The sequence below is a fragment of the Gulosibacter sp. GYB002 genome (genome assembly GCF_036577665.1).
GTDB classification, from domain to species: domain Bacteria; phylum Actinomycetota; class Actinomycetes; order Actinomycetales; family Microbacteriaceae; genus Gulosibacter; species Gulosibacter hominis.
The window spans coordinates 65,730-89,668 of sequence record NZ_JARBDD010000003.1 but is presented as its reverse complement, the minus strand read 5'-3'; the positions used below and the strand labels follow the sequence as shown (position 1 = coordinate 89,668).

At 62.4% G+C, this 23,939-nt stretch carries 21 protein-coding genes; 6 read left to right on the top strand and 15 right to left on the bottom strand.

The features are described 5' to 3' along the window. Nucleotides 1-100: 100 nt before the first annotated feature. Genes PV375_RS02470 through PV375_RS02450 form a run of 5 tightly spaced genes read right to left on the bottom strand, consistent with a single transcriptional unit; the run spans nucleotide 101 to nucleotide 5,284 of the window. A complete protein-coding gene (locus PV375_RS02470) occupies nucleotides 101-937 on the bottom strand; it encodes a diaminopimelate epimerase (protein WP_332106007.1) in 837 nt (278 codons plus the stop codon). Nucleotides 938-994: 57 nt separating this feature from the next. Further along, on the bottom strand, nucleotides 995-1,939 hold the full coding sequence (gene miaA, locus PV375_RS02465) for a tRNA (adenosine(37)-N6)-dimethylallyltransferase MiaA (RefSeq protein WP_332106006.1): 945 nt from the start codon (nucleotides 1,937-1,939) through the stop codon (nucleotides 995-997). Then, nucleotides 1,936-3,474 (bottom strand): tRNA (N6-isopentenyl adenosine(37)-C2)-methylthiotransferase MiaB, encoded by a 1,539-nt coding sequence (gene miaB / locus PV375_RS02460; protein WP_332106005.1) that lies wholly within the window; start codon nucleotides 3,472-3,474, stop codon nucleotides 1,936-1,938. Before miaB ends, miaA begins: the two co-directional genes overlap by 4 nt. Before the next feature lie 54 nt (nucleotides 3,475-3,528). Further along, nucleotides 3,529-5,112, bottom strand: coding sequence for a SulP family inorganic anion transporter (locus tag PV375_RS02455; RefSeq protein WP_332106003.1), 1,584 nt, complete (start codon nucleotides 5,110-5,112; stop codon nucleotides 3,529-3,531). Between the two features lie 10 nt (nucleotides 5,113-5,122). Continuing rightward, entirely contained in the window at nucleotides 5,123-5,284 is a 162-nt protein-coding gene (locus tag PV375_RS02450; RefSeq protein ID WP_332106002.1) for a hypothetical protein, read from the bottom strand. Nucleotides 5,285-5,378: 94 nt separating this feature from the next. On the opposite strand from PV375_RS02450, the gene PV375_RS02445 reads away from it, so the two are divergent. From PV375_RS02445 to PV375_RS02425, 5 genes are all read left to right on the top strand, one after another. Beyond that, complete coding sequence (locus tag PV375_RS02445) at nucleotides 5,379-6,293, top strand: hypothetical protein (RefSeq protein ID WP_332106001.1); 915 nt, start codon at nucleotides 5,379-5,381, stop codon at nucleotides 6,291-6,293. 148 nt (nucleotides 6,294-6,441) lie between these two features. Then, complete coding sequence (locus PV375_RS02440; RefSeq protein ID WP_332106000.1) at nucleotides 6,442-7,950, top strand: APC family permease; 1,509 nt, start codon at nucleotides 6,442-6,444, stop codon at nucleotides 7,948-7,950. Between the two features lie 27 nt (nucleotides 7,951-7,977). Then, a complete protein-coding gene (locus PV375_RS02435; protein ID WP_201612583.1) occupies nucleotides 7,978-9,291 on the top strand; it encodes a glutamine synthetase family protein in 1,314 nt (437 codons plus the stop codon). Further along, nucleotides 9,281-10,423: an amidohydrolase family protein gene (locus PV375_RS02430; protein WP_332105999.1), complete on the top strand. Its 1,143-nt coding sequence runs from the start codon at nucleotides 9,281-9,283 to the stop codon at nucleotides 10,421-10,423. The genes PV375_RS02435 and PV375_RS02430 overlap by 11 nt, the downstream gene beginning before the upstream one ends. A gap of 37 nt (nucleotides 10,424-10,460) precedes the next feature. Further along, nucleotides 10,461-11,678, top strand: a complete 1,218-nt coding sequence (locus PV375_RS02425; protein ID WP_332105998.1) for a M20 metallopeptidase family protein — start codon at nucleotides 10,461-10,463, stop codon at nucleotides 11,676-11,678. On the opposite strand, the gene PV375_RS02420 is transcribed toward PV375_RS02425, so the two are convergent. Next, a complete protein-coding gene (locus tag PV375_RS02420) occupies nucleotides 11,675-12,532 on the bottom strand; it encodes a MurR/RpiR family transcriptional regulator (protein ID WP_332105997.1) in 858 nt (285 codons plus the stop codon). The two genes, PV375_RS02425 and PV375_RS02420, sit on opposite strands and share 4 nt — an antisense overlap. 31 nt (nucleotides 12,533-12,563) lie before the next feature. On the opposite strand from PV375_RS02420, the gene PV375_RS02415 reads away from it, so the two are divergent. Beyond that, nucleotides 12,564-13,907, top strand: a complete 1,344-nt coding sequence (locus PV375_RS02415) for a class-III pyridoxal-phosphate-dependent aminotransferase (RefSeq protein ID WP_332105996.1) — start codon at nucleotides 12,564-12,566, stop codon at nucleotides 13,905-13,907. A gap of 90 nt (nucleotides 13,908-13,997) precedes the next feature. On the opposite strand, the gene PV375_RS02410 is transcribed toward PV375_RS02415, so the two are convergent. The 9 genes from PV375_RS02410 to dapA form a co-directional block, all read right to left on the bottom strand. Further along, nucleotides 13,998-14,630, bottom strand: coding sequence for a regulatory protein RecX (locus tag PV375_RS02410; protein WP_332105995.1), 633 nt, complete (start codon nucleotides 14,628-14,630; stop codon nucleotides 13,998-14,000). Between the two features lie 167 nt (nucleotides 14,631-14,797). Continuing rightward, nucleotides 14,798-15,862, bottom strand: coding sequence for a recombinase RecA (recA, locus tag PV375_RS02405; RefSeq protein ID WP_201517693.1), 1,065 nt, complete (start codon nucleotides 15,860-15,862; stop codon nucleotides 14,798-14,800). A 258-nt stretch (nucleotides 15,863-16,120) separates the two neighbouring features. Next, nucleotides 16,121-16,351, bottom strand: coding sequence for a DUF3046 domain-containing protein (locus PV375_RS02400; RefSeq protein WP_332105994.1), 231 nt, complete (start codon nucleotides 16,349-16,351; stop codon nucleotides 16,121-16,123). 61 nt (nucleotides 16,352-16,412) lie between these two features. Next, nucleotides 16,413-16,733: a helix-turn-helix domain-containing protein gene (locus tag PV375_RS02395; RefSeq protein ID WP_332105993.1), complete on the bottom strand. Its 321-nt coding sequence runs from the start codon at nucleotides 16,731-16,733 to the stop codon at nucleotides 16,413-16,415. Between the two features lie 141 nt (nucleotides 16,734-16,874). After that, a complete protein-coding gene (locus PV375_RS02390; protein ID WP_332105992.1) occupies nucleotides 16,875-17,531 on the bottom strand; it encodes a CinA family protein in 657 nt (218 codons plus the stop codon). Then, nucleotides 17,528-18,181, bottom strand: coding sequence for a CDP-diacylglycerol--glycerol-3-phosphate 3-phosphatidyltransferase (gene pgsA, locus PV375_RS02385; protein WP_332105991.1), 654 nt, complete (start codon nucleotides 18,179-18,181; stop codon nucleotides 17,528-17,530). The genes PV375_RS02390 and pgsA overlap by 4 nt, the downstream gene beginning before the upstream one ends. Then, complete coding sequence (locus PV375_RS02380) at nucleotides 18,174-21,053, bottom strand: DNA translocase FtsK (protein WP_332105990.1); 2,880 nt, start codon at nucleotides 21,051-21,053, stop codon at nucleotides 18,174-18,176. Before PV375_RS02380 ends, pgsA begins: the two co-directional genes overlap by 8 nt. A gap of 108 nt (nucleotides 21,054-21,161) precedes the next feature. Beyond that, nucleotides 21,162-22,895: a ribonuclease J gene (locus PV375_RS02375; protein WP_332105989.1), complete on the bottom strand. Its 1,734-nt coding sequence runs from the start codon at nucleotides 22,893-22,895 to the stop codon at nucleotides 21,162-21,164. Nucleotides 22,896-22,958: 63 nt separating this feature from the next. After that, a complete protein-coding gene (dapA, locus tag PV375_RS02370; RefSeq protein WP_201521340.1) occupies nucleotides 22,959-23,933 on the bottom strand; it encodes a 4-hydroxy-tetrahydrodipicolinate synthase in 975 nt (324 codons plus the stop codon). Nucleotides 23,934-23,939: the final 6 nt, after the last annotated feature.

The following is a 23,939-nucleotide window of genomic DNA, read 5'->3' as shown; positions in this document are numbered from 1 at the left end:
GCTGAGTTTCAGCAAGGTGTAGTCACTATACCAACTAGACGGTATATGTCGACGAGATGCGCCCGTTTCGCACCGGTCGGCAAGCTCGGCCAGTTGCCAGTTACGCGCAGCACTCCCCCGTAAACACGCGCCTCGCGCTGCCTGTCACGCTTACTGTTTCACCCTGCTCGGTGAGTTCGATCGACACGCCATTGGCACCAAAATTGCCGCGCACATCCCACTGCCGTGGCGCACCGCTGCCGGCCCAGTAGCGCACCGCGAGCGCCGCCGCACCCGCCGCCACGGCACCTCCTGGCACTTCGCCGAGCATCCGGTCATACACGCGCGCCGCCAGGCAACCTCGACCGCCCTGGATGAGCGGATCACCGGGCACCACAAACACCACGGTCGCATCATCAAAGGGGGCCGGGTCAAGCTCGGGCCGAGCGCGCAAATCCAGCTGCTCGAGTTCTTCGGAGCTCGAGAGCGCCACCACCACATGCGGTGTGCACAGCTCAATGCCGAGCCCGGGGCGCGGCACATCGAGCCGTCTTGCTTCAACGAGCGGCTCACCACCGGCGAGCCGCCAGCGACCGAGCGCAACCCGGGTTTGGTCACCACTGCGGGTGATTTCGAGTTCACCAGCACGGGATGAAATCACTGTCGGAACATCGTTGTTTGCGGCCAAGTATTCGACGGCGGCAATCACCTCGTCCCCGCGGAGTTCAGCCACCGTGCCGTCGGCATTGCGCGCGTCGACGAGCCACTGCGGGGCGTCGCCGTGCAGCGGTTCGGTTTTTGACAGCCGCACAAGGCCCGTCGCCCCAATGCCCCGATGCCGATCACAGATCGCCGCGATCTGCTCGGAGTCAAGTTCCAGTTCGTACCGTTCGTCGAGCAGCACAATATAGTCGTTGCCGTTCGATTCGATTTTGGTGAATGGCCGGGGCAGAATCATGCCCTCAATCATCCCAGAGTCGTGCTTGTCGCCCGCTGGCGATAACGGTCGCGCCAGTTATTCGCGGGTCCCATCGCCGGCCGCAAACCCAGCAAACTCAACCACCCGCTGCGCACCCCACGCATCGCCGGCCGGCAGCCGCAGCGCGCTCTCATAGCGGCGGAACCACGACACCTGCCGGCGAGCGTATTTGCGAGTCAACAGCTGTGATTCGGCAATCGCCTCATCCTCGGTGAGTTCGCCCCGCAGCTGCCGTGCCGCCTGGGCATAGCCGATCGCTTTGCCCGCGGTCGAGTTCGCAACGAGCCCCGCATCCAGCAGCCGCTGAGTTTCATCAAGCAGCCCCGCACGCCACATTTCCACCACGCGTGCATCCAGTGCCGCAACGAGTTCGGCACGGTCGCGTTCCACCAGCACGACGCTCGTTGGCCGCCACCAATTGTCCTGTTCGGGTAGCTGCGCCGAAAATTTTTCGCCGGTGATGCGAATCACCTCGAGCGCGCGGATCACCCGACGGGCATTGCGCGGGTCGATACGCTCGGCAGCCTCGGGATCAAACTCCGCCAACCGCCGGTAGAGCATCCCCGGCCCCCACTGCTCAAGTTCACGCTCAAGATCGGCCCGCACCTGCGGATCGCGCGCCGGGAAGTTCAGCTCAAACACCACCGCGGCAATGTAGAGCCCCGAGCCGCCAACCAAAATCGGCACCGCGCCGCGGCCGATGATCTCGTCAAGACGGGCGCGCGCCTCGCGCTGATACCAGGCCACAGTCGACGGCTCGGTAACGTCAAGCACATCAAACAGGTGATGCGGGATGCCGCGCCGCTGCACAGCTGGCAGCTTCGCGGTGCCAATATCCATGCCGCGATACAGCTGCATCGCATCCGCGTTGACGATCTCGGCGGGCCGACCCAGCGCTTGCAACCGCTCGGCAACATCGAGCGAGAGCGCGGTTTTGCCGGTGCCGGTGGCGCCGCCAATAACAATCAATTCGCTGGTCACGGCCGGCCGGGCGCCCCAATTCGCAGCGTTGGCAGGCCGAGGTTCACCGCGCGCCCACCCGTATCATTACCACCCGAGGTGCCGCACGACTCTGCCTGAGCCGCGTCCCACGCGTCCCCGGCGCGGGTGCGAATCACCGGCACCACCCCACTGCCGTCAGCGACCAGATAGCTCGGAGCGCCGCGGGTGATTTCCACCTCGACAAAATCACCGGGGCGAGGCGTCTCATTACCCTCCGGGAGCGAAAAGTGCACGAGGCGCCCGTCTTCGGCTCGGCCGGTGAGCCGGTGCGTAGCGTCATCTTTTTTGCCCTCGTCCACCGACACCAGCAGCTTTTGCCGAGTACCGACGAGCGCTTCATTTTCTTCGAGCGAGATGCGGTGCTGCAGCTCAATCAGTCGGTCGAAGCGCTCCTGCACCACTTCTTTCGGCACCTGATTCGGCATCGTCGCTGCCGGGGTACCCTCACGGATCGAATACTGGAAGGTGAACGCATTCGCAAACCGAGACTGTTCAACCACCCGCATCGTGTCGGCAAAGTCTTCCTCAGTCTCGCCCGGGAAGCCGACGATGATGTCGGTGGTGATAGCGGCGTGCGGCATTTTTTCGCGCACCCGCTCGAGAATGCCGAGGAACTTTTTCGAGCGATAAGAACGACGCATCTCGCGCAGGATGCGATCGGAACCCGATTGCAGCGGCATATGCAGCTGCGGCATTACGTTCGGGGTTTCGGCCATCGCGTCAATCACATCATCGGTAAAGGCGGCCGGATGCGGGCTTGTGAACCGCACCCTTTCGAGGCCCTCGATTTCGCCGCAGGCGCGCAGCAGCTTGCTGAAGGCCTGCCGGTCGCCGAACTCGACACCGTACGAGTTGACGTTCTGCCCCAGCAGCGTCACCTCGATAGCGCCCTGATCAACCAGCGCCTGCACCTCGGCGAGGATGTCGCCGGGACGGCGGTCTTTTTCTTTGCCGCGCAGCGACGGCACGATGCAAAACGTGCAGGTGTTATTGCAGCCAACCGAAATCGACACCCACCCCGAATAGGTGCTGTCGCGCTTGGTTGGCAGCGTCGAGGGGAAGGTTTCGAGCGACTCCAGCAGCTCAACCGCGGCCTCACCATTGTGGCGGGCGCGCTCGAGCAGCACCGGCAGCGAACCCATATTGTGGGTGCCGAACACCACATCCACCTGCGGGGCGCGGCGCACAATTTCATCCTGATGCATCTGCGCCAGGCAGCCGCCCACCGCGATCTGCATACCGGGATGCTCGCGTTTCACTGCGGCGAGCTGACCGAGGTTACCGTAGAGCCGGTTGGCCGCGTTTTCGCGCACCGCGCAGGTGTTGATCACGATCACATCGGCGGTGTCTGGCTCACCCTGCGCGTAACCGGCGGCGAGCAGCGAGCCGGTCATCCGCTCAGAGTCGTGCACGTTCATCTGGCAGCCGAGGGTGCGGACATAAAACGTGCGCTGGCTGCCATCCTCATTCCGCGATGCGGGCGACGGCGCAATAGTCGTGGGGCTTTCGGTCATAGTGTGGCTAGTCTACGGCTCGAGATGCGGGCACCGCATCCGCCTCGGGGGGAACTATTGCCGCGCCGGGCCGCGCCGGATGTGACTACGGGCGTGCTCGACGGCATCCTCAATACTGTCAAAAACGTGCTCGTCACTACGCAGGGCACCGAGCACACCGTACGCCTCCGCCACTTTTCGATGCTGGGGTTGGAGCCCCTTGAGCAGTACCGTCACGCCACGCTGTTCGAATGTTTCGATCACTTCCACGAGCGTGTTCGCGCCACTCGAATCGAGCCCCGATAGGCGCGAAAGCCGGATGATGACCACTTCGATGCCGCTGAAGCTGTCGAATTCGCGGCGCAGCCGCTCGGCAGCTCCGAAGAACATGGCGCCGTCAATGCGCACCAGCGCAATTCGTTCGTCTCCGGGCTGCTGTTCGCCGGGCAAATCTTCACGACGAACGCCCGCCTGATCTGCCACCTGTTTGAGTGCAATCACGGCAGCAACCACGAGGCCGATTTCGATGGCAATAATGAGGTCGAACGCAACAGTGATCAGCGCGGTGATCACAAACACCAGCAGGTCCGACCGCGGCGCCTGTGCCAGGGCCCGGAAGGTGGTCGGGGCGACCATGCGCGTGGCGGTCGCCATCAGCACACCTGCGAGCGCGGCAAGTGGGATGTGCGCCACGAGTGACGAGCCAAAATAGATCACCACCAGCAGCAGCAGGCCGTGCAAAATTGCACTGACGCGGGTGCGGGCACCGCTGCGCACATTCACCGCGGTGCGCGCGATAGCGCCGGTTGCTGGCATCCCACCAAAGAGCCCCGAAGCTATCGAGGCGAGCCCCTGCCCGCTGAGTTCACGGTCGGGTGCGTAAGGGCCGGTATCGGCCATACGGGAAGCAACTCGCGCTGACAGCAGCGATTCAATCGCCGCCAAAATCGCAATTCCCACTGCGGGACCGGCCAGATCACCGAGCATCGCGAGATCGAATGCGGGGAGCTGCGGCGCCGGAAGCGCGGTGGGTAGTGCCCCGATTGTCGGCACCTGCATCCCCGTAACCACCACCACAACTGTGGCAACAATCACGCCGATAAGGCTGCCGGGGATCATCGGATGGATTTTGGGGAGCAGCAGGATGAGCGCCCACACTCCCGCCACAATGCCGAGGGTTTGCGCTGCTACCGACCAGTCGGCATCCCCGAATGCCACCACTGCTGCAACCGCCGGGTTCAACCCGACCTCGGCTGTGGTGCCGAGCGCCATCGGCACCTGCTGCAAGAAGATGATCATGGCGATACCGAGCGTGAACCCCTCAACCACCGTCCAGGGAATCAGCGAAACCGCACGCCCGAGGCCACTCAATGCCATCACGATGAGCATGATCCCGGCGATGATCGCCAGCAGCGGCACCGAGCCGGCACCGTGCACGGCAACCACCGGCGCCAGAATCACCGCCATCGCTCCGGTTGGTCCAGACACCTGCACATTCGAGCCACCAAAAATAGCGGCCACGATACCCGCCACCACCGCGGTCACGAGACCTGCGGCAGCCGATACCCCCGATGAGATGCCGAACGCCAGCGCCAGTGGTAGCGCCACGATGGCGACGGTCACACCGGCGGTGATATCGACCCGCCAGCTCGAGCGCAATTCTGAATAGTCACTCGCCGATGGCAACAAGCGTGCCAGGCTGTTTGCCCGCGGCACCGATGTGTTCGAGGGGGTCGACAATGTAGAGAGTCCTTCGCTGCTTGTCGCGATGCAGCTGCGGCACCGCGACCCGGTTCGGATGCAACTCATAGTAGCCAGCGCTTGGCGGCACAGCTGCGCCGCGTGCGGCGACATCGGTGCGGTTCGTCGGTAGGATTTCGAGCGGTAGTTTGCTTATTTCCCAACTGCATTTTGAGAGGAAAAACGTGGCCGAGCAGCAGAGCAATAAAAAGATCGTGCGCGCTCCGAAGCGCGAACGCAGCGCTGCGGATGGTGGCGCCAACAAACCAACTTGGCGGGCAACCGACGAGGCCAAGCGCTGGGCACGCAATCTGCGCATCTGGGCGATTGTGTGTTGGGTGATTGCGATAGGCCTCGAAGCCTTCGCGATTTTTGGCCTGTTGAACTCAAACTCTCGCGCCCACATCGGTGTGGCCTTTGGTTGGGATACGGGAGACGAAGGGTTCCCCGGCTGGGCGCTCGTGTTTTTGATTGTGTTGGTGGTGGCGATCGGCGCGCTCGCGGTGACGGGGTCGCTGCTGTGGAAGCGTGCCAACCGACTCGACCCGGCCTCTAAGCGCGACCCGGTGCGGTTCTTTATTCAGAACCAGCTGGGCGCCATCATCACGGTGGTCGCGTTCTTGCCCCTGGTCGTGCTCGTGTTCTTGAACAAAGACATGGACCAAAAGCAAAAGAGCATTGCCGGTGTGGTCGGTGTGGTCGTTATGGCAATTGCGGTGCTGATTGGCATCGACTGGAATCCGCCGTCGATTGAGCAGCGCACTGCCGAGGCACAGTGGGATCAGCAGCGAGTGATCGCGATGACCGGTAAGGATGAGGTGTACTGGGTCGAGGGTGGCGAGGTCTACCACCTGTGCGCTGAGGTGTCGCCGCTGCAGAAGACTTCGACCGCGGAAGAAATCGTGGTCGGCACGGTGCAGGATGCAATCGATGCCGGAAAGTCGCGGCTGACCAAGCAGGTGCAGATGGAGATCAACCAGTGCGGCCTCCCCCAGCCGGATGATGTGTATCTCAATTGGGAGCCGCCGGCGAATGTTGAGGAGCTCATCAACGACGGCGCTACGTCCACCGAACCGGCACCGACGGTGCCGGCAACCTAGGCGCTTCTAGCACGCGGGCTGTAATACCGCACGTGGATGGCGATCGGGGGCACTGTGGCAGCGGTGCCCCCGATCGTTTTTTGGATGCAACCGAAAGCACGCCTTCGTAACATTCGTTACACACTTGACGCGATCAAGTATCTACGTAATGCTTGATTCACCCAATGACGGGCACTCAACCACCAACATCGGAGACGATATGTCAGCAACGACGCCGACAGCATCCACGGCAGAACAACCGAAACGACCACTCAAAACCTGGGAAGTCGCAGCCATCTCAATCGGGTTCATGGGCCCGGTTATGGCAATGTCACTCAACGGAATTGGTGTTGCCGGTCTCGTCGGCAAAGCGGTTCCCTTCACCTTCCTGGTTTCGTTTATCGGAACATTCCTGGTCGCCTACGGGTTCATTAGACTCACCCGATACTTCACGCACGCCGGCTCGGTGTACGCGCTAGCGGGATCAACCCTCGGTCCCCGGGCCGGGTTCTTCGGCGGCTTCGCACTGCTTGGCACCTACCTGCTGTTCGCGGCATGTATCGCCGGCGCGTGCTCGGTCTTCTTCGAAGCGATGATGGCCGAACTCGGGATCGAACTGCCCCCGATGCTCTGGATCGCAATTCCTGCCGTGGTGGCAGTGGTCGCCCTCGCACTCAACCTGCGTGAATCGGCAGTCACCGCGCGCACGCTGCTCGCCATCGGCTTCCTGGGCATCGCCGCCATGGTGGTGCTGTCGTTCGTCATCCTGTTCCGCGTCGGCTCCGGCGATGCCCCGGTATCAACCGGTATCGACTGGTCGGTATTCACACCGGATGGCGCCCCGATTAGCGCCGTTATGACCGCAGCCGTTTTCGCGTTCCTCTCGTGGGCGGGATTCGAATCGGGAACCGCGCTCGGTGAAGAAGCCGAAAACCCCCGCCGCGTCGTGCCGCGAGCGCTCACGCTGGCGGTGTTCATTGGTGGTCTCGTCTACGTCTTCGTCATGTTTGCGCAGACCATCGGGTTCGGCACCGACGAAGCCGGAGTTGCGGCTTTCGCCAACTCGGCCTCCACACTCACGCAGCTGTCATCGACCTACATTGGCAAGTGGTTCTCGGTGCTCATCTCGATCATCGCGTTCCTGGTCGCTTTCGCCTCATTCCTGAGCTCGACGGTTGCCGCATCGCGACTGCTATTCGCCCTGGCACGCGACGGATTCGGACCCAAATCATTTGCCCACCGCAACCCCAAGACCGCGGTGCCAACCGTCGCGGTATTCTTCACGGTCATCCTCACCGCGCTCATGACCATCGTGCTCGGCCTGTTCGGTGCCACCAGCGTCGACGCCTACTACTGGTACGCAACAATCGCGACACTGTGCATGATCATCGCCTACGGCATGACGTCAATTGGGGTGATCGGCTACTCGCTACGGCAGGGCTCCCCCATCCCCAAGTGGGAAATCGTGGTGCCCGTGCTCGGCCTGGCATTCCTCGTCTGGGTCTATGTGGTCCAGGTGGCTGGCCAGGAAGCGCCATACACCTACTTCCCCTGGATCGCCGCTGCCTGGTGTCTCATCGGTCTGATCGCGGTGCTGTCGAAACCAGCGCTGGCGCAGCGCATCGGTGCGCGGCTCACCGAACAAGATCCGCTCATCGACGAACCTTCAGAAGCGTAACCACCACCCCCTCACCAAGGAGTTCTCATGACTCAGCAAGAAGCCAACAACACCGACGAACTGATCTTTATCGCCACCAGCGACATCGCGGCCCGCACCAAGGGACGCTCAATGCGCCTGGCCGACTTCAACGAAAACACTTCGATCGGCTGGGTGCCCGCAAACCTCGGCATCGGCCCGCTCGGCCACATCGTCGACAACATTCCGTTCGGATCCAGTGGCGACCTTCGACTCCTCCCCGACCACGATGCGGTCTACCGAATCGATGGAGTGCCCGACAAACCGGCATTCACCGTTGCTTTTGCCGACCTCGTTGAAACCAACGGCACGCCATGGGAAGCGTGCCCCCGCACCTTCCTGCGCAACGCGCTCCAAGAACTGCGCGACGACTACGGCATCACCAGCAACGCCACCTTCGAACACGAATTCGTCGACCTGAGCGCAACTGAAGATTCGCATCCGTTCTCATTCCAGTCGTTCCGTCGTCTCGAACCGATCGGCACGCAGCTCATGAGCATCCTGCACCACGCTGGTCTGCAACCCGAGAACTGGCTGCCCGAATACGCCAAGCACCAGTACGAGGTGACCGTCAAACCCACCGATCCCGTCACCGCCGGTGACCGCGCCGTGTTGCTGCGCGAAATCGTTTACGAACTCTTCGACGCGCACGGCCGTGAAGCCTCGTTCGCTCCCGTTGTCGCTCCCGGTTCGGGCGGAAATGGCGTGCACGTTCACTTCTCGCTCAACAACCTCGACGGTGAAACCCTCACCTTCGACCCCAACCGCCCGGGTCGGCTTTCAGAGCTCGCTGGCCGATTCGCTGCCGGAATCATCAAATATGCTCCGGCACTCACCGCCCTGTTTGCGCCGCTGGTCACCAGCTACGAACGGCTCGCTCCGAACAACTGGTCGACCGCTCGGTCGTTCCTCGGCCTGCAAAATCGCGAGGCCCTGCTGCGCATCTGCCCGACCAATGAAATTGCCGGCCGTGACCCCGCACCGCAGCTGCACTTTGAATTCCGCGCGAGCGACATCGGCGCAAACCCGTGGCTGCTGCTCGGCGTTATCTACCGTGCGGGCCTGCAGGGGCTGCGCGAAAACCTCGACCCTGAGGAAGTCATCGTTGGTGACCTCGACCTCGAGGGCGAGCACCGCCGCCTCACCCAGCTGCCCCGCTCGCTGAACGAGGCCCTCGACCTGCTCAAGTCGAACGATGTCGTCCGGTCGTGGTTCCCTGCCTCATTCCTCGAAACCTTCATCGCGGTGAAACACGATGAAAACGTGTTCGTGCAGGGCCGCAGCCTTGCCGAACAGTGTGAGGTGTACTCGCGTGTCTACTAACCAGATCGAAAACCTCGGCTCACTGCGGCTATTCGACCACCACTGCCACGGCGTGGTCGAGCACGACCTCGGTCGTGAAGAGTTTGAAGCACTGATTTCAGAATCTTCACGCCCGGCGGCTGCGGGATGCACGCGATTCGACACCCAGGTTGGGTTTGCCATTCGCAGGCACTGCGCACCCGTGCTTGATCTGCCAGCGTTCGCCAGCCCCGAAGATTATCTTCAGCGCAGGCAAGAGCTCGGCGCCCAGACGGTGAACACCCGCCTGCTGCAAGCCGCCGGCATCGACCTGCTTGGTATCGAAACCGGGCACGCACCCGACACGATTTCTTCGGCGGCACAAACCGCCGCGTTCGCATCCGCTGAAAGTGTGGAGATTATTCGCCTTGAGCGCATCGCTGAAGAGGTTGCGCTGGCACACGCCGCAGCCGACGGCAAACCCGAGCAGCTATTCGATGCGATTGTTACCGAGCTCGAATTGCGGCTCGAGTCGGCGGTCGGTGTGAAATCAATCGCGGCCTACCGCTGCGGGCTCGATTTTTGCCCCGACCGACCCACCGCCGTAGAAATCACCGCCGCGGCGAGCGAGTGGATGCGCGGCTTTATCGGATCGCACCCACGCCTGGATGATCCCGTACTGATTCGCGCCCTGCTGTGGTTTGCGATCGACCGTGGGTGCGCAATCCAGCTGCACATCGGCTACGGAGATGACGATGTTGATCTGCACCGCTGCAACCCGCTGCTGCTGACCCGGCTGCTGCGCGCATCCGTTGACTCAGGGGCGCGGTTTATGCTGCTGCACTGCTATCCCTTCCATCGCGAAGCCGGTTATCTGGCGGATGTTTTCCCCCACGTGTACTGCGATGTTGGGCTCGCAATTAATTACACGGGCTCACGCTCTGAGGCCGTCATCGCCGAGTCGCTTGAGCTCACGCCGTTTCACAAGGCACTTTTTTCGAGTGACGCGTTCGGTGCGAGCGAGCTGTACTACCTCGGCACGCTGCTCTTTCGCCGGGGACTCGCTGCGACGCTCAACCGATTCATCGAGCTCGATGAATGGCCGCACGACGAAGCGATGCGTGTTGCCAAGATGATCGGATACGACAACGCCGCGCGCGCATACAACCTCTGACGAATTTCAATTCGAGAGCACGAATAGGAGCATCGACTTGACCGCAACCGGCAATCAACGTGAGCGCGATACCGCCTCGGCCCAGCTTTTGGCGCAGCTTGTTACCGAAATCGAAAACGAGCGCGAATTTGCGTTGCAGCTGCGCCGCGAACTCCACCAGCATCCGCGCCTTTCGGGAGACGAGGCAGACAGCCGTGACCGGATCGCTCGGGCCACCGAACTCGATTTCACCCCGGTAGCTGAAACCGGCGGCTACTGTCGGTTCGGCCCCGCAGACGGGCCAGCTGTCGCCATCCGCGGCGAACTCGACGCGCTGCCCGTGAGCGAGCAGACGGGACTGTCGTGGGCTGCCACAAACGGGGCGATGCACGCCTGCGGGCACGATGTACACATGGCCGCACTCGCCACGTTTGTGCGCGCCGCCAAACGCGTGACACTCCCCTACGCTGTGGTGCCGCTGCTGCAGCCGCGTGAGGAGGCCTATCCTTCGGGAGCCAGCGATATTTGCGATAGCGGCGTGCTCGACACCTTGAATGTCGCCCATGTGATCGGAGCGCACGTGCATCCCCGTGTGCTCGCCGGGCAGGTCGCCACCGGAGCCGGGGCCGTCAATGCGGCCTCCGGCGAAATTCGCATCGAGGTGGAAGGCCGCACCGGTCATGGTGCCTATCCGCACGATGCCGCCGATGTGGCTTCGGCGCTCGCGGCGATCGCGCTCGGGCTACCCGAGGTGCTGCGGCGCACGGTCAACCCGCTTTCCCCGGCGCTGCTGAGCGTTGGGCGGATGGTCGCCGATTCGGGGGCTGCGAACGTGCTGCCAGGTAAGGGCACGTTGCACGCCATGCTGCGCACGACACAGAACGAAGATGCGGCGGTGATCGGTGATGCCGTGGCCGAGTTTGCTCGCCACCAGGCCGAGGCGTACGGGGTCACCGCAACCACCACTGTGGTGCAGGGCGAACCGGTTTTGTTCAATGACGCTGCGCTGTGCGATGCGCTCGAAGGCCTACTCGGGCAAGCCGAGCTCGAGGTGGCGCCAGCTATGCGATCGCTCGGCGCCGATGATTTTTCGTTCTACAGCCAGCAATACCCGTCAACCATGTCGTTTGTGGGGGTTGCCACCCCTGACACGGTCGAGGACGGCCCGTCGCTGCACGATGCCACGTTCCTGCCCGATGATGATGCCGTGCTGCGGGTCGCGAAGACCATGGCCTGCGGCTATGTTGCGGCTGTTCAGCAGATTCAAAAGCGCTAATCGTCGCGAAATTGGCTCGGTTCAATCGCTTCTCGCAGGGGGTCGACGTGTTCAAGCCGCGCGACCCCCTGTTTGCCGAGGCTGCGTTCGACCTGTTCGCACAGCACCTCTGTCACCGCCAGCAGCGGTGTGGCGGTGTCGGTTGGTCCGGCCGATTCGACCTGCGCGGTGAACACGACGGTGGCAAAACCCGCAATTGGCGAAAGCCAGCGGTCGGTAAAAAGCACGATTTTGGCGCCGCGCTCGGCCGCAGCCTGAGCGATTCGGTAGGTGCGTGGCCGGTAGCGCCGAACATCAAAAATGCACCAGACATCACCCTTCGAAATATCCGCAATCTCGGCGGCAATGAGCACAGTCTCGGAGGGCAGCGTGCGCACCCGCGGCCGCACCGGCGCCAGCTGCAGCACCAGCTGTCGCGCCGCGATTTGGGAGTAGTCGCCGCCAACGGCCACCACCTGACGACCGCTGTCGGCAAGCAACCGCACGGCGGTGCGCAGCTCACTGTCGGGAGTGCGAGTGACGCTCTCGTTCACCCCGTCAATGAGCGTTTGCCGTTCGTTCCCCCGGTGGTTTCGCGCCGACTGCGACAGCGCCGAGGCTTCGCGCGGGCCCAGCTCGCTCCGCAACGCCTCTTGGAAGTCTCGAAACGAGTCAAATCCCAGAGATTTCACGAAGCGCATCACGGTGGGACCGCTCACCGAGGATGCTTTTGCCAAGCTCGCCACCGTATTCAAACCGGCTGCAGGGTAATCGCGCAGCAGTGCCCTCGCGACACGTCTTTCGGAAGCGGTCAGCTGCAGATCTTCGGCAACCAGCCGCTCACCCACTGCCGCATTTCTTCCCTGAAGCGTCATATTTCCATCCTATGAGAGCGAAAGTGAGTCAATGATGACCCTCCCCACACCAGATACCGTTCAGGAAATCACCCCGCAAGAGCGCGAAATTGAGATGCGGGAGTACCTGCGCGAACAGCAATCCCTCGCCGCAATCGAACAATTGCGATTTTTCCCGCTGACCGTGAGCGGTGGCCGCGGTGCGACGCTCACCACGGCCTCGAATCGAATGGTGATTGATTTTTCTGCCAGCTGGACCGCATCCGGTGTCGGCCACTCGCACCCCGCTGTTGTTGATGCTGTCGAACGCGCGATCCGCAACCAGGGCGGCACATCCTGCCTTTCGGCGGCAACACTGTGGTCGACCGAGCTGACCGAGCAGCTCTGTGCGCTCATCCCGGTGCGCGGTGAGGCGCGGGCATATCTTGGGCTTTCGGGCAGCGACGCAAATGACGTGGCGATCCGAGCCGTGCAACACCACACCGGCAAATCTCGCGTTATTTCGTTCGACGGCAGCTATCACGGCGGCCTCGGCGTATCGCAGCAGGCATCGGGGATGGCAGACCCCGATGCCACAGAAAACGCTGCCCGGTTGCTGCTGCCCTACCCTGAAACCGCCTCCCAGCTGGATGAGGTCAGCGAACAGCTTGAGCGGGCGCTCGGCACCGGCGAGTTTGCCGCGGTCATCGTTGAGCCGGTGCAGTGTGACGGCGGGGTGCGGGTGCCGGCCGAAGGGTTTTTGACTCGTCTGCGTGCCGCCTGCGATCGCCACGGCGCACTGTTGATCATCGATGAGGTCAAGGTCGGCTTGGGCAGAACCGGCCGGCTGCTCGCACATCAGCGTGAGGATGCGGTGGCCGATATCGTTACGCTCGGCAAGTCACTCGGTGGTGGACTACCGGTGTCGGCTGTGGTCGGCTCGCGCGAGCTGTTGAGCGCACCGGTGGCTTCGGCTCTGCTCACCGCTGCCGGTAGCCCGGTGGCCTGCGCCGCCGCCAGTGCTGCCCTCGGTGTATTGGCGCAAGCCGCGCTATTTGATGAGGTGAACCGGCTCGGGGCCGTGTTCGCCGAGCAGCTTGCGAACTACCGCCAGTCAGACCGGCCGGGAGCTGCATCCATTTCGGATGTTCGCGGGCAGGGCCTGTTGTTTGGAATCGAGCTGGGTAGCCTCGGCGGGATTGACGGCTCGACATTTGCCGCGATGGCCGCCTATCGCGCGTGGGAGCTTGGCCTGGTGGTCTACGTGGTGCGTGACAACGTGCTCGAATGCACGCCCGCGCTCACCATCACCGAGGCTGAGCTAGTTGCGGGCATCCAGCGACTGCTGGTTGCGATTGATGATGTGGCGCAGGGTTGTGTGGACCCCGAGGATGTGGCGCAGTTCGAGGGCTGGTAGACCACGGGCTTGATACTCACCGGATTCGCTGCCGCCGGGCGAGTTTTGCCGCAGGCAGGTTGCGCCGGTGTGCGCGGCCGGTGCGCGTCGTTATTCTTCGTCGTTGAGCGCTGCGCGGATTGCTCGCGAGGCGGTTTCGCCGCCGAAGCCGCGACGTGCGAGGTAGCCGTGGATGCGCCGATAGGCGGTGTCGTAGTCGAGTGAGCGGCTTCGCCGAGCTCGGTCACGGGCGAGCTCAAGCGCCCGCTCATACTCATCGTCACCGTCAATATTTGCGAGCGCCAGCTCGATGGCGCTGTTTTCGATGCCACGAGATCGCAGTTCACGTTCCATGGCGCTCCGGCTCAGCTGTTTGCGGGCAAACCGGCCGTCGCGCAATTGTGCCGCGAGCCGAGCGTCGTCAAGATAGCCGAGCTCGAGCATCCGCTGAATAATCTGCTGCCGGTCGCCCTCGCCGAGCGTTTCGTAGTCGCGCTGCAACAGTTGATGCGCCTCAACGACTGATTTCGGTGAGCGTGCCAGTGCCCGCACCAGCGCGTTTTCTGCGTCTTGCAGCAGCCCGGCGTCGTCGGTCGTTCCCGGAAACGCGGTGATGGTGGCTTCGTCGCTCGCTACGCTCGGCGCTCGCCGTTGTTCAAGCTCACGAATGGCTACGCGAAGGTCGTCGGGTGTGGCTTTCGCGCCCGGGAACTGAATTACCTCGGCAAAATGTTCGTCGCTCAAAACTCTGCTCTCATCTCAGTGCGTTTTCCCTGCCGCCGCGGCAACACGCATCGTCAGCTTCGGGCCGCCCAACAGCGAGGTTGTTGCCCTTTCTCGACCCCTGCCACGCATGGCGGGTGACCAGCATCGAATCTGCTGCCAGCCACCCGCCATTGCAGCGCCAGTCGCTATGCGCCGAGCTGTTCGGCCTCGCGGATTTCACCGGTTTCGGGATCGGCGTCGACCGCGTTCGGGTCTTCACGAATACCGAGCGCCACGAGGATCTTGTCTTCAATTTCAGCGGCAATCTCGGGGTTTTCGCGCAGGAATCGGCGAGCATTTTCTTTACCCTGGCCGAGCTGGTCACCCTCATAGGTGTACCAGGCACCCGATTTGTTGACGATGCCGTGGTCCACACCGAAGTCGATCAGCGACCCCTCGCGTGAAATACCAACACCAAACAAAATGTCGAACTCGGCCTGCTTGAACGGCGGGGCCATCTTGTTTTTGACCACCTTCACGCGGGTGCGGTTTCCAACCGCGTTGCCGCCATCCTTGAGCGTCTCGATACGACGAATGTCAAGCCGCACCGAAGCGTAGAACTTGAGTGCCTTACCACCCGAGGTGGTTTCGGGGCTACCGAAAAACACGCCCACTTTTTCACGCAGCTGGTTGATGAAGATCGCGGTGGTCTTGGTCTGGCTCAATCCACCGGTGAGCTTGCGCAGTGCCTGCGACATCAGTCGAGCCTGCAGACCAACGTGCGAGTCACCCATCTCGCCCTCAATTTCGGCGCGCGGCACCAGTGCTGCCACCGAGTCGACAACCACGAGATCAACGGCACCCGAACGCACCAGCATGTCGGTGATCTCCAGCGCCTGCTCACCGGTGTCGGGCTGCGACACGAGCAGCTGATCAATATCAACACCGAGCTTTTCGGCATACACCGGGTCGAGCGCGTGCTCGGCATCAACGAATGCGGCGATACCGCCGGCGCGCTGCACATTGGCAATGGCGTGCAGCGCAACGGTTGTCTTACCCGATGATTCTGGGCCGTAAATTTCAACGATTCGGCCGCGCGGCAGACCGCCAATGCCGAGTGCCGCATCCAGGGCGATAGAACCGGTGGGGATGATTTCTACTGGCGCGCGCTCATCACTACCGAGGCGCATAACGGTGCCCTTGCCAAAATGGCGGTCGATCTGGCTGAGTGCGGATTCGAGTGCTTTTTCGCGGTCTTTGGGTGCGGGCATCTGCTGCTCCTTTGGGTAGTTGGTGTTGTCGCCTGCAGGCTGTCTCGCGCTGATAGAGAGCGCTTCAACAAGGCGTTGCGTGCCTGCTTCAATCGATACCGTCACGGTAGCCGCCGCCTCCGACATTGTTGCCGGCTCGGTAGGTCTCGGTGGATAGATCAGTTTCCACAGGGCACGCGGGCTACAGTACCCGCTTTCGAACACCCGTTCGAACACCCGCTGGCGGCGTGTCGCACACCACCATTTAGAACACCCCGCCTAATGCCGCTTTTTCGGCTCGAGCAAACCAACGCCGTGCCGGCGGCTCTCTGGCACATCCATCGCGACACAAAGCGCCAACCACACCGTTCGCGGCGCCTCACCATCGCTCAGCGCCTGCTTTGCCGTGCGATCCCCCAGCTCACCAAGCACCACGTCACGCACGATCGACTCGCCGTAAGACTCGCCAAACTCATCACGCACGGCCCGTTGGAACTCGCTCAATCGCATCCCGCCAGCGTAACGCGAAAACGCCACGGAAATCCGTGGCGTTTCGGTCACCCAAGAAGAACTAAGCGATCGACTCGATCGGCCCAACCGAAGCGATGAGGTCTTCCGGCACGGTGTCGGGAATCACACCCACCAGGCGCTGATCGCGCTCGCGCGCGGCGATACGATCACCAACCGCGTGGTAGATCTCCGAAAGCGGGGTGTCGAGCGCCTCGGCGACCGAAGCAAGAATTTCACTCGACGGCTCTTTTTGCCCGCGCTCAATTTCCGAAAGGTAACCCAGCGCAACCGCTGCGCGGCTGGCCACCTGCCTGAGCGTGTCGCCACGGCGCAGCCGTACGTCACGAAGCACCTCGCCCATCTCGTGTCGTGCAAGCACCATGTATTTCCTCCAAAACTATGACGCTGTCAGCCATTGCAGCTGTCAGAACTTGCACTCTACAACGTCGAGTGCCAGCTTTTCATTCCACGGTGCCGGAATCTTCAGCGAACTTCCAGAAAATGACACCCGGAGACCGCGCCGCTAATCGTTCGCCTGCGCAACCAAATACTCGGTGAGCTGATAGATCGCCGCCTCAACCGTGGCAAACCGGATCCGCTGCCGCGAACCAACCGGATCATCGGCGCGAACCAGACTGGTGAAATCGAGCCGGAACGCCCGCTCACCCCACAGCGTTGCCAAACCCACATACACAATGCCTGCCGGCTCGCCGTCCGACGGCTCGGGGCCAGCCACACCGGTGGTGGCCACACCCACATCAGCGGGCACATCCTCAACCCGGCAAGCCTCACGCACACCGCGCGCCATCTGCAGGGCCACCTCATCATTGACCGCGCCGCGAGTGAGCAACAGATCGCGCTCCACTCCCAGCAAATTCGATTTCACGTCGTAGTTGTAAGCAACAACCCCGCCGTTGTAGATCGTTGAAATACCGGGCACCCGAACCAGTTCTGCCGCGAGCGCACCGCCGGTGAGCGACTCGGCGGTAGCCACCGAAATGCCCGAGCGCAGCAGCATATCGGCGAGCTTGCCGGTGGCCGTCATGGGTTCGTTTCGCTGGCTACCGCTGCGGTCGTGAAGCACCGGCACATCTGGCAGCTCCGGCAATGCTTCGCCACCGAATTCGTTCTGTGCCGCTTCGTTAGGCAACGGGTTTTCAGTTGAAGTTTGCTCGGTCATCGCGACTCCTCCGCGCTCGGGCGAATACGTTCGTTCTTCCAGTATGCGCGTACGAGGTAGTCGGCACCCGACCAGACCGTCAAAATTAGTGCCGCGCCCATGAAGACCGTGTTGACCCAGTGCATCCAATCGCCAAACAGGGCTGGTAGCGGTAGTAGCGCAAGCGAAAGGGCAAGCGCCTGCACAACGGTTTTGAGTTTGCCGCCGCGTCCAGCAGGCAGCACGATGCGGCGCGCCTCAATCAGCCGCCAAATCGTGATCCCGAGCTCGCGCACGAGGATGACGATGGTTACCCACCAGGGCAGCTCGCCCAGCACCGAAAGCATCACCATGGTGGTGCCAGTGATCGCCTTATCAGCAATCGGGTCGAGTAGTTTGCCGACATTGCTGATGAGGTTGCGGCTGCGAGCCAAATATCCGTCAACCGCATCGGAGGCAATACCGACAATAAAAATGCCTGCCGCCGCCCAGCGCCACGCACCGTGTTCGCCGGCATCAATAATCAGCGCGGCAACGAGCGCCGGCACAAAGAGGATGCGCAAATAGGTGATCAGGTTCGGTACCGACCACACACTCACCGGCCCCTCCCCTGCTCGCCACACGCGCGGCCGCTGGGATGCTGCCTGGTTTGCTGGTGTTTTGTCAGTCACGTCCGGTCAATCCCCACGCATCTTCGCTGTCATCATCGACCTCAACCTCTTCAAGCCCCGCATACTGCGCGGCGACGGCGTCACCGCCATAAGGGTCTTCGCTCGGTTCGGAGCTAGTGGGCGAGGCTTCGGCGCTCGCGGGCGGGTCTTCGCCGCGCAGCATCGCCAGCACTGCGGGGAGCTCTTCGGGAGTTACCAGCACATCACGCGCTTTTGAACCCTCAGAGGGCCCAACGATCTCTCGCGATTCGAGCAGATCCATGAGCCGGCCAGCTTTTGCGAACCCAACGCGCAGCTTGCGCTGCAGCATCGAAGTCGAACCGAATTGTGAGTTGATGACCAGTTCGGCAGCAGCCAGCAGCGGCTCGAGATCGTCACCAATATCGCTGTCGATCTCGCGTTTGGCGGCCGCTGTTTCCACATCCTTGCGGTACTCGGGCTTTGCCTGCTGCTTGACGTGACGCACCACCGAGTGAATCTCATCGTCATCGACCCAGGCGCCCTGCACGCGGATGGGCTTCTGCCCCGCCGGTGAAAACAGCCCGTCACCCTGCCCGATCAGTGCCTCAGCACCAACCTGGTCGAGAATCACGCGGCTGTCGGTCGAGCTCGTCACCGCGAACGCCAAGCGTGAGGGAACGTTCGCCTTGATCAGACCGGTCACCACATCCACCGATGGCCGCTGGGTTGCCAGCACCAGGTGGATACCGGCAGCGCGCGCCAGCTGGGTGATGCGCACAATCGAATCTTCCACATCGCGCGGTGCCACCATCATCAGCTCGGCAAGCTCGTCGACCACCACAAGCAGATAGGGGTACGGCTTGAGTTTGCGTTTCGAGCCCTCCGGCACCTCCACCTCGCCAGCGCGGATCGCGGCATTGAAGTCGTCGATGTGCCGGAAACCGAAGCTTTCGAGATCGTCGTAACGCATCTCCATCTCTTTCACCACCCACTGCAGGGCCTCGGCAGCCTTTTTCGGGTTGGTGATGATGGGGGTGATCAGATGCGGCACTCCCGCGTACGGGGTGAGCTCCACACGCTTCGGGTCGACCAACACCATGCGCACCTCTGAGGGCTTCGAGCGCATCAGCAGCGACACAATCATCGAGTTCACAAAACTCGACTTACCCGAACCGGTCGAACCGGCCACGAGCAGGTGCGGCATCTTGGCAAGGTTTGCCACCACGAAGCCGCCCTCAACGTCCTTACCCACACCGATCGTCATCGGATGCTTGGCGTTGAGCGCCTTCTGTGAGGTGAGCACGTCACCAAGCCGCACAATTTCGCGGTCGCTATTGGGAATTTCAACACCGATCGCCGACTTGCCGGGAATCGGCGACAGGATGCGCACCTGGTTCGAGCGCACCGCGTAGGCGATGTTCTTCGACAGCTGCGTAACTTTTTCAACTTTGGTGCCCGGCGCCACCTCAACCTCATAGCGGGTCACGGTTGGTCCGCGCGAAAATCCGGTCACCTTGGCGTCAACCTTGAACGAGCGGAAAGTTTCGTTGAGCGCGCGAATGATCTCGTCATTCGCCTCGGTGCGGGTTTTTGGTGCGGCGCCGAGCTCCAGCATCCGCGTTGTGGGTAACTGGTAGTCATCGGATGCATCATCACGGCTATCCCACGTGGCGGTTTCGTCATCGGCAACCGTTGCCAGTGCGTCGGCTTCGGTTGGTTCGCCGGTCGTGCTCGATTTGGATGTGCTCGGTGCAGCCGGTGCCGATTGAATCGGTTCGTCACCCGATGCATCCGGTAGCGGGGGCAGCACCGTCGTCGCCTGCTGGTCAGCCGATGCGCCGGTGCCACGCGGCATCTGCGACAGCACCTGGGTTGGCTGCTGGTCGGGCTGTTCGGCTTCCGGCGGGTTGAATTCGCCCGGTTCTGGTTGCTCAGCAAACAGATCATCAAACTCGTCGAGGCGGTTGCCGTCTTCCGGTGCCTGCACACCACCGAGGCTGTCGTGGCGGCGGCCACGACGACGCTTCGGCTTTTCGGGCTTGAGTTTGGTGGTTTCCGCGCCCTCACGGTCAGCCGGATCAACGATCGGTGTGTCGTAAGCCGGATCAACCTCGCGGCCGGTGTTGTTGCGACGCCACCAGGGCAAATCGTCGCTGGCGGCCACCGCCTCCGACTCTTCTTCTTTCGGGGCAGCGGTCACAGCAGTGCCACCGGTCTGGCCGCTAAACATCCAGTGCCACATCTCGGCGGCGCGCTGCGGAATCTTCTTTGGCGGTGTCTTCGTCAAAATCAGGATGCTCAGCAAAAAAACGAGCGCGTAAAACACGATCGCCGGAATCGGGGTGATGAGAAACCCCAGCGGCGCGCCAAAAATCCAGCCAAAAATCCCGCCAGCCGTGGCGATAGCGGGCATTCCCTGCGCCGGTTGCGGTTGCCCGGCAGCCAGATGCGCGATCGCCGCCGCCGAAAAGAGCGCAATAAATACGCCCGCAAATACGCGACCGTTGCTGTAGATACTCGCCGGTCGGAAATAGAGCCAGATCGCCAGCGAAAAAAGCACAACCGGCATCGCATAGGAGATCACGCCGAACAGCCCACCGAAGGTGAAGGCGTTGAGCGTTTGCGCCACCGGGCTCAGCGGCAGGAACCACACCATAACCGCACCGATGATGGCGGCGAGCAAAAAAACCGTTGGCGCGGTGTCACGACGGTCTTCTTTGGCGAGCTGTTCACGTCCGAGCGAGCGCACCGCACCACCCAAAGCGTGGGCAAACCCGTTCCAGGCACGCGCACCGAAACCGAGTTCATCGTCGGTGAACTGCACCCGCGTGTCGTTGGTTTTCGACGACGAGGTGCCCTGCTTTTTTGTGCGCGTTGAATTGGCCCCGCGCTTGGATTGGGACGTCGACATGGGTTCCAGGCTACCGGCGCCCCTGCCATTCACCGGCCATGCGCGCCGGGTTCGGCATTACTTGCCAAATCCCGGCACGCATCCCTATTGATTATTTGGATGCGTTCATTATTCGGATGCAACCTCATCCGAAAACATCACGATCGGCACAATCATCGGCCGGCGACGCTGTTTGGTGCCCGCCCAGCGCCCCACCACGCGCCGAATCGACTGCGAGAGCCGGTACTGATCACGCACACCGTCCGCGAGCGCATCCTCAATCGCCTTGCGGGTCTGCGGCAGGATCGTTTCGAACACCGAGTCGTCGGGAGCGAAGGCACGCGCGTGAATTTCGGGGCCGGCAACGATTTCGCCCTCGTTAGGGTCGACCGTCACATAGATCGAAATAAAGCCCTCGGTCGCGAGCACGAGCCGGTCTTTGAGGTCGTCTTCGGTGACTTCGCCAACGGTCTTGCCGTCGACGTACACGAAGCCCACCGGCACCTGTCCAACCTTGCGCGGCACACCGTTTTCGAGGTCGATGACCCCGCCGTTTTCGGTGATGACGCAGTTTTCGGCCGGGGTGCCCGAGAGCTGGGCGATCTTGGCGTTTGCCACCAGGTGACGGTATTCACCGTGCACCGGCATGGCGTACTTGGGTTTGACCACGTTGTACGCCTGCAGCAGTTCACCGGCGAAACCGTGCCCCGAAACGTGCACGTGGGCGTTGCCCTTGTGCAGCACCTCGGCACCGGCTTTCATGAGGTTGTTGATCATGTTCGACACCGGCACCTCGTTGCCGGGCACGAGGCTGGATGCGAGCACGACCCGGTCGCCCTCACGCACCGAAATATTGTGGTTGCCCTGCGCGATGCGGTTGAGCACCGCGAGGGTTTCGCCCTGCGAACCGGTGCACACAAATACGACCTGGTGGTCGGGCAGGCTCAGTGCGGTTTTTTCGTCAACCAGCAGGCCCTCCGGCACGTTGAGGTAGCCGAGGTCGGCGGCAATTCCCATATTGCGACGCATCGACCGGCCCACAAGCGCCACCTTGCGGCGGTTTTCGGCGGCGGCGTTGATGACATGCTGCACGCGATGCACGTGGCTGGCGAAGCTGGCGACGAGCACTTTGCCCTTGGCGGTGCGAACCGCTTCGTGGATGGCCGGCGCGACCGAGCTCTCCGATCCCGAATGGCCGGGCACTTCGGCGTTGGTCGAGTCGCACAGGAACAGGTCAACGCCCGCCTCCCCCATCCGGCCCATGGCACGCAGGTCGGTGAGTCGCCCATCCAGCGGGGTTGGGTCCATTTTGAGGTCGGCGGTGTGGATGAAATTACCCGCTGCGGTGGTGACTTGCACGCCGAGCGAGTCGGGAATCGAGTGGTTGATGGCGATGAACTCGCAGCGGAACGGCCCGAATTCCTCAACGTCGCCCTCGTGCACGGTGAGCGTGTAGGGGCGGATGCGGTGCTCGCGCAGTTTTGCTTCGACCAGCGCCAGCGTCAGCGGCGAACCGATCAGCGGAATATCGGGCTTGCGCTTGAGCAGATAGGGCACACCACCGATGTGGTCTTCGTGGCCATGGGTGAGGAAGATGCCCACCACATCATCGAGCCGGTCGTACACCGATTCGATATCGGGCAGGATGAGGTCAACACCCGGCTGGGTCGACTCGGGGAAGAGCACACCGCAGTCGATGATCAGCAGCTTGCCGTTGATCTCGAACGAGGTCATATTGCGGCCGACTTCGCCGAGCCCACCGTGCGGAATGATGCGGAGCACATCCCGCTTGAGTTTGGGGAGTGTGACCGGACGTGCCTCGTTAGCGGCGGCGCCGCGGGCAGATTTTGTGTTTTGTGTCATGAAGTACCTGTCGTTGAGCGAAGTGCGCCGGGCTGGTCAGACGGCACTGCTGATGGAGCGCGACTAGCGCGTGGTGCCCGCGATTTTTGGCAGCGCGCCACCAGCGGCAGCGTTGCGATCGGGCCGGAAGTTTGAAAAGTCGATACCGTCGAGGCCCTGCACCTTGGCAACATCATCTTCGATGAGGGTTGCCTCCCACTCTTCGGGTCCAACGAGCGGGAGCCGCACGCGCGGGGTCGAGATTCGGCCGAGGCCGTGCAGCAGGTATTTGGTCGAAACGGTACCGGGAACGTGGGTCATCGTGGCTCGCGCCAGCGGTTCAAGCAGCCGGTGCTGCTCGGTGGCCGCGGCCAGATCACCGCGATTGACCGCATCCACCATAACCCGGTATGGCTGCGGGGCAATATTTGCGGTGACGCCGATGAGCCCCGACATGCCGATAGACAGCGATGGCAACACCATCGGGTCGTCGCCAGAGAAATAGAGCAGGTTGGTTTCGTTCATCACTCGCGATGCCTGCGCGAGGTCGCCCTTGGCATCTTTTACCGCGAGGATGTTCGGGTGCTTAGCCAGCCGGGTGATCGTCTCGTAAGCGATGGGGATGCCGGCGCGGCCTGGAATGTCATAGAGGATCATCGGCAGGTCGGTCGCATCCGCGATCATGCGGAAGTGCGTGAGGACGCCCGCCTGGGTAGGTTTGTTGTAGTAGGGCGTGACCGCCATGATGGCGTCAGCACCGGCTGCCTCTGATTGTTTGGCGAGCTGGATGGCGTGGGCGGTTTCGTTGGAGGGGCCGCCCTGGATGACCTTGGCACGGTCGCCGGCAACCTGCTTGGCGACCCGCACGAGCTTGAGCTTTTCGGCGTCGGTGAGGGTTGAAGTTTCGCCAGTGGTGCCCGACACGACGATACCGTCGGCGCCGCCGGCGACCACTGCCTCGACGTGGCGTTCGACGTCAGCCCAAGCGACCTCACCCTCATGATCCATGGGGGTGATGAGCGCAACGAGAACCTGGCCGAAAGGATTTTGAGCAGTCACCCCTCC